This is a genomic window from Flectobacillus sp. BAB-3569, assembly GCF_002270355.1.
GTDB lineage: Bacteria > Bacteroidota > Bacteroidia > Cytophagales > Spirosomataceae > Flectobacillus > Flectobacillus roseus.
In genome coordinates this window covers 21652-28495 of record NZ_NJFZ01000043.1, presented here as the reverse complement: position 1 = coordinate 28495, position 6844 = coordinate 21652, and the positions used below count along the sequence as shown (strand labels likewise).

Annotated in this window: 6 protein-coding genes; 2 read left to right on the top strand and 4 right to left on the bottom strand. The window is 37.7% G+C overall.

Annotation, left to right across the window (positions count from 1 at the left end; translation table 11 throughout):
• The first annotated feature begins 148 nt into the window (after positions 1 to 148).
• A complete protein-coding gene (locus BWI92_RS25800; protein ID WP_095168419.1) occupies positions 149 to 934 on the top strand; it encodes a ThuA domain-containing protein in 786 nt (261 codons plus the stop codon).
• A gap of 178 nt (positions 935 to 1112) precedes the next feature.
• On the opposite strand, the gene BWI92_RS25795 is transcribed toward BWI92_RS25800, so the two are convergent.
• The 3 genes from BWI92_RS25795 to BWI92_RS25785 form a co-directional block, all read right to left on the bottom strand.
• The gene (locus tag BWI92_RS25795; RefSeq protein ID WP_095168416.1) at positions 1113 to 2183 is read right to left on the bottom strand and encodes a hypothetical protein; all 1071 of its coding nucleotides are present in this window, start codon (positions 2181 to 2183) and stop codon (positions 1113 to 1115) included.
• A 147-nt stretch (positions 2184 to 2330) separates the two neighbouring features.
• Complete coding sequence (locus BWI92_RS25790) at positions 2331 to 2888, bottom strand: YdeI family protein (protein ID WP_095168414.1); 558 nt, start codon at positions 2886 to 2888, stop codon at positions 2331 to 2333.
• Between the two features lie 77 nt (positions 2889 to 2965).
• Positions 2966 to 3856 carry a DMT family transporter gene (locus BWI92_RS25785; protein WP_095168412.1) on the bottom strand — a complete coding sequence of 297 codons (891 nt, stop codon included), beginning with the start codon at positions 3854 to 3856 and terminating at the stop codon, positions 2966 to 2968.
• 259 nt (positions 3857 to 4115) lie between these two features.
• Here BWI92_RS25785 and BWI92_RS25780 point away from each other — a divergent pair, with 259 nt between their 5' ends.
• Positions 4116 to 4688, top strand: coding sequence for a YdeI family protein (locus tag BWI92_RS25780; protein ID WP_095168410.1), 573 nt, complete (start codon positions 4116 to 4118; stop codon positions 4686 to 4688).
• 117 nt (positions 4689 to 4805) lie between these two features.
• Here BWI92_RS25780 and BWI92_RS25775 read toward each other — a convergent pair whose 3' ends face one another.
• Positions 4806 to 6638: a gamma-glutamyltransferase family protein gene (locus BWI92_RS25775; RefSeq protein ID WP_095168421.1), complete on the bottom strand. Its 1833-nt coding sequence runs from the start codon at positions 6636 to 6638 to the stop codon at positions 4806 to 4808.
• Between the last annotated feature and the right edge of the window lie 206 nt (positions 6639 to 6844).

Below are 6844 nucleotides of genomic sequence, written 5' to 3'. Positions count from 1 at the left end.
ATTAGGCTTTTAAAACTATTTTTGAGTATGGTCTAAAAAGCTTCTCCTTTTCAGTGGAGAGGCTTTTTAGATGAAAAAAGGATAGATTTTTCCTGATTTACCTATATTTTGGCACTCAATTTTTCAACTTATCCCAATTGATTTAAACATGAAAAAAGTATGTTTTGCATTGATGCTTGTTGCTGGAGTCATTTTTAATATGACTGCACAAGAAGCAAACCCTTTGAAAGGCAAGAAAATTTTAGTTTTCTCAAAAACAGCAGGCTTCCGCCACAGTTCTATTCCTTATGGTATTTCTGCGATGTTTGAGCTTGGCAAAAAGTATGGTTTCTCAGTAGACACCACTCAAAATGCAAGTCTTTTTAATGAAGACAATCTCAAACAATACAAGGTTGTGGTATTTAATAATACCACTGGTGATGTCTTGGACGCACAACAACAAACTGCATTTGAACATTATATTCAAGCAGGTGGTGGTTTTGTAGGTATTCACGCGGCTTCTGATACGGAATACGATTGGGCATGGTACGGCAAAATGGTTGGCGGATACTTCGATGGTCACCCTGGCAAGCACGTTTCAAACGTTCAAATGGGTAAATTTACCATAACGGATGCTAAACATCCTTCAACCGAAAAACTTCCTGCAAGCTTCGAACGCAAAGATGAGTTTTATAACTTCAAACAGTTCAACAAAGAGGTAAAAGTGTTATTGACGGTTGATGAAAAGTCGTATCAAGAAGGTACAATGGGCGATTTTCACCCAATGGCTTGGTATCATTTATACGATGGCGGTCGTGCTTTCTATACCAACTGGGGACATACTCACGAAACCTTCTCAGACGAAATCCCAATGAACCATATCTGGGGAGGATTACTTTGGGCTGGTAGCGGCAAACCTGTGAAAGCAAAAAAAATAAATAGTTTCAAATACTAAATTTGGAATTAGATTTATTGACAAACTTTTCATCAAAAAAGCGGTCGAAAGTTATTTTCCGACCGCTTTTTTGATGAAAACGAATGACAATTACACCCAAAGCATTGCGTCTCTACTAAAATATGTAATTTTAAAAATCACTAATTCGCTAAATCACTCAACCACTCAATAAAATCATCTATTTCAAACTTATTACTTGATAAAAAGCTTGGTTCAGTTGACGTGTTTGTCCGTTTATTTTTGTTTTCAAACGGTCATCATCATTGATTAAATACAGGGTTGATTTATCAACGATTGTCACATCCTCTGCTTTGGTAGTGAGCTTTAGAGGCTCTCCGTTTGATGTTTTAACAATCGAAATCTTATTACTTCTCAAGTCATTCAAAGAGGCAGTCCAAAGATATGCGCCTACATTTTCTGGCGTTTCGTAAGAGGTTAATATCACAAAACGTTTGTTAAATCTATCGTATTCGATGCTTGAAAGTCCTAATTTTACATCACCGACCACTTGCTTATCAGGTTGAAAATCAGCAATTACCTTCATCGCTCCAGACAAAGAAACCTCACCACTTTTGAAGGTATATGGCACTTCAATCACTTTAACCACATAAATCGGATTTTGAAAACTTTCACCAATCTCTCTTACACCTAAATATAAGTGAGTGTTAGTAGCTGCAAAACCCTCGATTTTGAAATATGGCACTCCTTCTGGGAATTTTTCGTTGGCTAATACTTTCGAAATTTGTTTTCTCAAACCTACAGAACTTGTTGCCTTTCCGTCTTCTGAAAGTACTTTTGGCGATTCGTCCTGCCCTTTTTCCCAATAGAAAATGGTATTAAAACCGTCCCATTCTGGGCTATTATCCTTTACTCTATCAAAGCCAGTAGATAAAAATATCAAGCTTTGATTTGGGGTAATGGCAAAGTCTTCGTATTTCTTAGCCGCTTTGAATATTGGATTTTTGAGATATACAATTTTAGAAGTATCTGTCGTGATCGTATTGCTTAGGATGGCAAAAACAGAAGTACGTCCATCTGGCATGTCTTTATCGTTGGCAATCAAAATTTTGGTACCATCAAAAACAATCGCAGAAGTTTCGCAAGTAGCTTTACTATTTACCAATTCAGGTTGAAAGCAAGAAATACAATTTTGTTCCTTAATCTCCGCCACCTCAACTACTTTACTTGTTCGACATTGAACAAATAAGAAGGAAGAAATACTACAAATAAGCAAAGATTTTTTCGTCATGTGATTCATCATTGGGGTTCTTTATTGATGCAGTTTGAAATATGTAATCAACAAAAATAGTGGGTTTATTCAATTTTGAGGTATTGAATCGAAAATAACTTGTCGATTGAAGGATTCTGACGAAGAGTGAATAAATTTTGTTTTTCCTCATTTACCTTTCTGCAATAGCGCAACAATTTCTTCTATACGCTTCTTGCGAGTTTCGGGTCGCTTAGCGAATAACATTTTAAAAAGCATTTCTTTTTTAGCCGATTTACTAAGTCCTTCAAATTTTTCTAATAAACCCTCCACTGATTGGAGACTCTCCTTTAAATCTGATGGAATAACCAATGCTTCAACTTCATCTAACATCGTCCAAGAACCATTTTCCTTCGCAATCCTAATTGACTCTAATCCAGCAGGAAACATCAAGTCAGACTCCATCAATTTTTCAATTTTATCTTTGTTAATTTTCGACCACGTACTTTTTGCTTTTCTTTTGCTAAAAAACTGTAATGATTGTGCCGCATCCACTGACACTTTTTTACTATCAATCCAACCAAAACATAACGCCATATCCACCGCTTCTGACCAAGTAATGGTAGGTTCTCCAGATGATTTTTTATAAAATACAACCCAAATAGACTGATGAGATTGATGATGCTGTTCAAGCCAATCTCGCCATTCTGCTATATTTTTAGGGTAAAAAGTTTCTATTTCTTGCATAGCTACAGATCATTTATATGTACGACTGTCACAAAGCTACGACAGCAATATGACAGCCGTATGTCAGCAGGAAATTATTACGCTGATTGTTTTTTAGACTTCACATAATTCATCCAAACAATAGCTCCTAGCATCGTCAAAATACCGAGTAATTGAATCTTGCTTAGCGACTCTCCAAGTATCCAATGCGCACAAATTACGGCAATAGGTAATTCAATTGTCATCAAAATAGAGCTGATGCCTGCGCCAATTTTAGGAATACTTTTCACAAACAAAACCGTTGGTATCGTCGTACCGAACACACTCAAAAACAAAATCATATACCCATAATTCACATCAAAATGCTGACTCGTTATAATAGTTTTTGCATTGACCATAAAAATACAAATCGCCGAACCTGTCATAATCAAGGTACTTTTCACTTGCCATGCAGTCTCATTTTTGATACGACTGTTGGCAACGATATAACTAGCATAGGTAAACGATGTAGCAAGCGCGAAAGCAACACCTATCCAAGAAAAAGACTGAATTTCTTGTTCGAAAATACCACTTGCGAGTACCGTTCCAATCAAAATTAATAGTACAGTCAGAAGCTCTATTTTGCGTGGTCGAACTCGATAAAACAGCCAATCTAGCAACAAACTTATCCATGTAAATTGCATTAAAATTACAATGGCAAGCGAGGCAGGGATATAGCTTACGGATTGATAATACAAAAAATTAGACATCCCGATTGCTGCACCTGTCAATAGTAAAGAGATCACCCCTTTTCTATCTAGTGAAACAGTGTTTTTCTCTTTAATTAATAGAATCGTGGGCGCTAATACGAAGGCAGATCCAAGTGCTTGACCAAACGATAATTCGGCAGCATTGTATCCAAATGTATAAAATAATTTGACAAAAGACGACATCATGCCGTAGAGTACTCCGCCAAGAAGTACCATCAAAATATACGGTAAGTTTTTCATTAAAAGGTTGTTATAAAATTTTCAGTAAAACCATATTGATATAAATGGCTAAACAACCTTATTTGTGAATGGATATAAAAAACAGCTCTCACAAATTTTGTGAGAGTAAATCGACATCCAGTTGTTTAGCCGATCAGGCAACTGGTGGAGGTGTATTGGCAGAGAATAATAAGTTCATTTCGATAATTTTTAATTACCCAAAAATAAGGATATTTTTGAGTAATCATACATTTTACCTCTTAATAAAATCCTATTTAAAATGAAAGCAGATCGTTTTTTTGAGAAAGACCAAAAATGGAAGTTAGAAATGGAAACACTCCGAGAAATTGTTTTGGAGTGCGACTTAGAGGAAGAAATCAAATGGATGCATCCTTGTTATACTTATCAAAACAGCAATATCGTCTTGATTCACAGCTTTAAGGATTACTGTGCTTTGCTATTTTTCAAAGGTGTTTTGATGAAAGACCCGGCTAAACTGTTGATTCAACAAACCGAAAATGTACAAGATAGGCGCCAACTCAGATTTGTACATCTGGAAGAAATCATTCAAAATCGTACCTTGATTAAAGCGTACATTTTGGAGGCGATTGAAATAGAAAAAGCAGGCTTGAAAGTGGAATACAAACCTACTTCAGAATTTACAATGCCTGAGGAGTTCAAAGAACTATTGGACAGTGATGAAGCTATCAAAACAGCGTTTGAACAACTTACACCGGGTCGACAAAGAGGATATTTGTTACATTTTTCCTCTGCCAAACAAGCCAAAACCCGCATCACAAGAATTGAAAAATATCTTCCAAAAATCATTGAAGGTAAAGGAATGGAGGATTAAGTATTAGTGATGAATTGTGAGTTATGTATGCTAGTTCTTCGATTACATACAACAAAATGAAATACAAAATTCTATTTATCAGCACTTTACACTCACAACTCATCACTCAAAACCCCTCTACCACCCTATACCATAATCCTCGCCATGATTACTAGATCCACCCCAGAAACTACCGTGTTTCCAGTCGAAATAAATGGCATTGATAGGACCACTTGTGCGCTCTTGATAATTGATTTTATAGCCCATTCGACTCAAATCTTTGCGTGTCCAACTAGGCGTTGCTTCATTGAGCGTCAAACCACCATTGATACGTTCGTGCTTTCCAAAACTTGAATACATTTGCAATGTTTTGAAACTTGGTGCTTCGCAAGCCTCCTGAACAGTCATATCAAACTCCGCCATATTCAAGAAAAACTGTAATAACAACTGGTCTTGTTCGTCACCTGCTTGTTTGGCAAATGATAAATAAGGCTTTCCATCTTTCAAAGCCATACTCGGAGTCAGAGTCACACGTGGACGTTTGCCTGGCTCCACCACATTAAAAGGATTTTCCTTTGGATCCAATACAAATGCCTGCATTCGCTGGCTCATGCCAACACCAGTATTGCCCGCAATACAAGCTGGAACCCATCCCCCACTCGGCGTCATCGAAATGACCCAACCTTCAGCATCGGCAGCCTCTACTGAAGTTGTTCCAGCCGTAAAACCCTCCTCGAATTGGGTATTATAAACGGCATTATTTTTAGGAGAAAAAGTACTTGCTCCCATCCAAGTCTTCAAAATATCCTGATACGGGTTAATTTTTCCTTCAAATGGATAAGGGTCTCCAGGACCAATTTTAGGGTCATTGGCATCTGGATTGATAAGTTTACTACGCTCTTTAGCGTACTCTTTCGAAAGCAAACCCTTCATCGGTTCTTCAGGAGAAAAGGCTGGATCTCCATAGTAAAAATCACGGTCGGCAAATGCTAAGTTCATTGCCTGATACAAGGTATGAATATAGCGAGTAGAGTTATAGCCCATACTTTTCAAATCGAAGTTTTCTAGGATATTCAAGGTTTGAAGCATCGCAGGCCCTTGAGTCCATTGTTGTAATTTGTACACTTCAATTCCTCTGTAAGTTGTCATCGTTGGTTCTTCGATTTTTACTTTCCAGTTCGCCAAATCTTGTTCAGTAATCAAGCCACCTTGCTCCTGACAACCTCTCACAAATTCTTTTGCAACTTCTCCTTTATAAAAAACATCATAAGCCGCATAAATAGCGTCCTTACGAGATTTCCCCTTTGCCAAAGCCTGCTGTTCAGCCTTTACCAATTTGCGTAGCGTTTCCAATAAATCCTTTTGCACGAAGATTTCACCAGCTTCAGGGGCTTCGTATTTAGCGCCTAAATGAGGCAAGAATACCTTTTTTGAATACGGCCATTGTTTGATTTGTTCCTTAGCTTTTTCGATTGAATTAGCCGTTTGCGCTTCTATCGGATACCCTTCTGCCATTTGCATCGCAGGTGCCAATACATCCTTGAGAGACATCGTACCATATTCCGCCAAGATGGTCATTAATCCTCCTGGCGTGCCAGGCGTAACTGCCGCTAAGGGACCAAATTCAGGAGGATATTTCATGCCTTTATTTTTGAAAAAATCAGCAGTCGCTCCTGTAGGCGCTACCCCAAGGGCATTAATAGCAATCACTTTTTTAGTTTTAGGATTATAAATTAAAGCCTGTGTTTCGCCACCCCAGCTCAATACATCCCACATGGTACAAGTGGCGGCAAGCATAGCACAAGCAGCATCTATAGCATTACCTCCTTTCGAGAAAGTCATGGCTCCTGCTGTGGCGGCGAGGGGTTTTCCTGTAACTGCCATCCAATGTTTTCCATGTAATGGAGGTTTTTGTGTAAGTACAGGCAGATTATTAAAGGCTTGTCCGAAAGACTTGCTACAAAGCAACATGATAGCGATACCAATTCGTAAAGTATTTTTCATGAAAAAAGTGTTTTGTTGATTGTCTTTTAAAAATAATCGCTAGTGCAGAAGAAGCCAAACAAATTCTCCTTTTTACGACAAGTAGCTTGGATTGAGGGACTAATTAACTTTAAAGCGTTCACTCTTCTGAAAGTGATACTTTAATTTGTAAAGTGGCACTTCGTTTCAATTGA

What these genes read in the sequence shown, in the direction of transcription:
- BWI92_RS25790 (WP_095168414.1), bottom strand. Translation starts at nt 2,888, where the DNA reads ATGCAAGAAATAGAAACTTTTTACCCTAAAAATATAGCAGAATGGCGA.
- BWI92_RS25780 (WP_095168410.1), top strand. Translation starts at nt 4,116, where the DNA reads ATGAAAGCAGATCGTTTTTTTGAGAAAGACCAAAAATGGAAGTTAGAA.
- BWI92_RS25775 (WP_095168421.1), bottom strand. Translation starts at nt 6,638, where the DNA reads ATGTTGCTTTGTAGCAAGTCTTTCGGACAAGCCTTTAATAATCTGCCT.
- BWI92_RS25800 (WP_095168419.1), top strand. Translation starts at nt 149, where the DNA reads ATGAAAAAAGTATGTTTTGCATTGATGCTTGTTGCTGGAGTCATTTTT.
- BWI92_RS25785 (WP_095168412.1), bottom strand. Translation starts at nt 3,856, where the DNA reads ATGAAAAACTTACCGTATATTTTGATGGTACTTCTTGGCGGAGTACTC.
- BWI92_RS25795 (WP_095168416.1), bottom strand. Translation starts at nt 2,183, where the DNA reads ATGACGAAAAAATCTTTGCTTATTTGTAGTATTTCTTCCTTCTTATTT.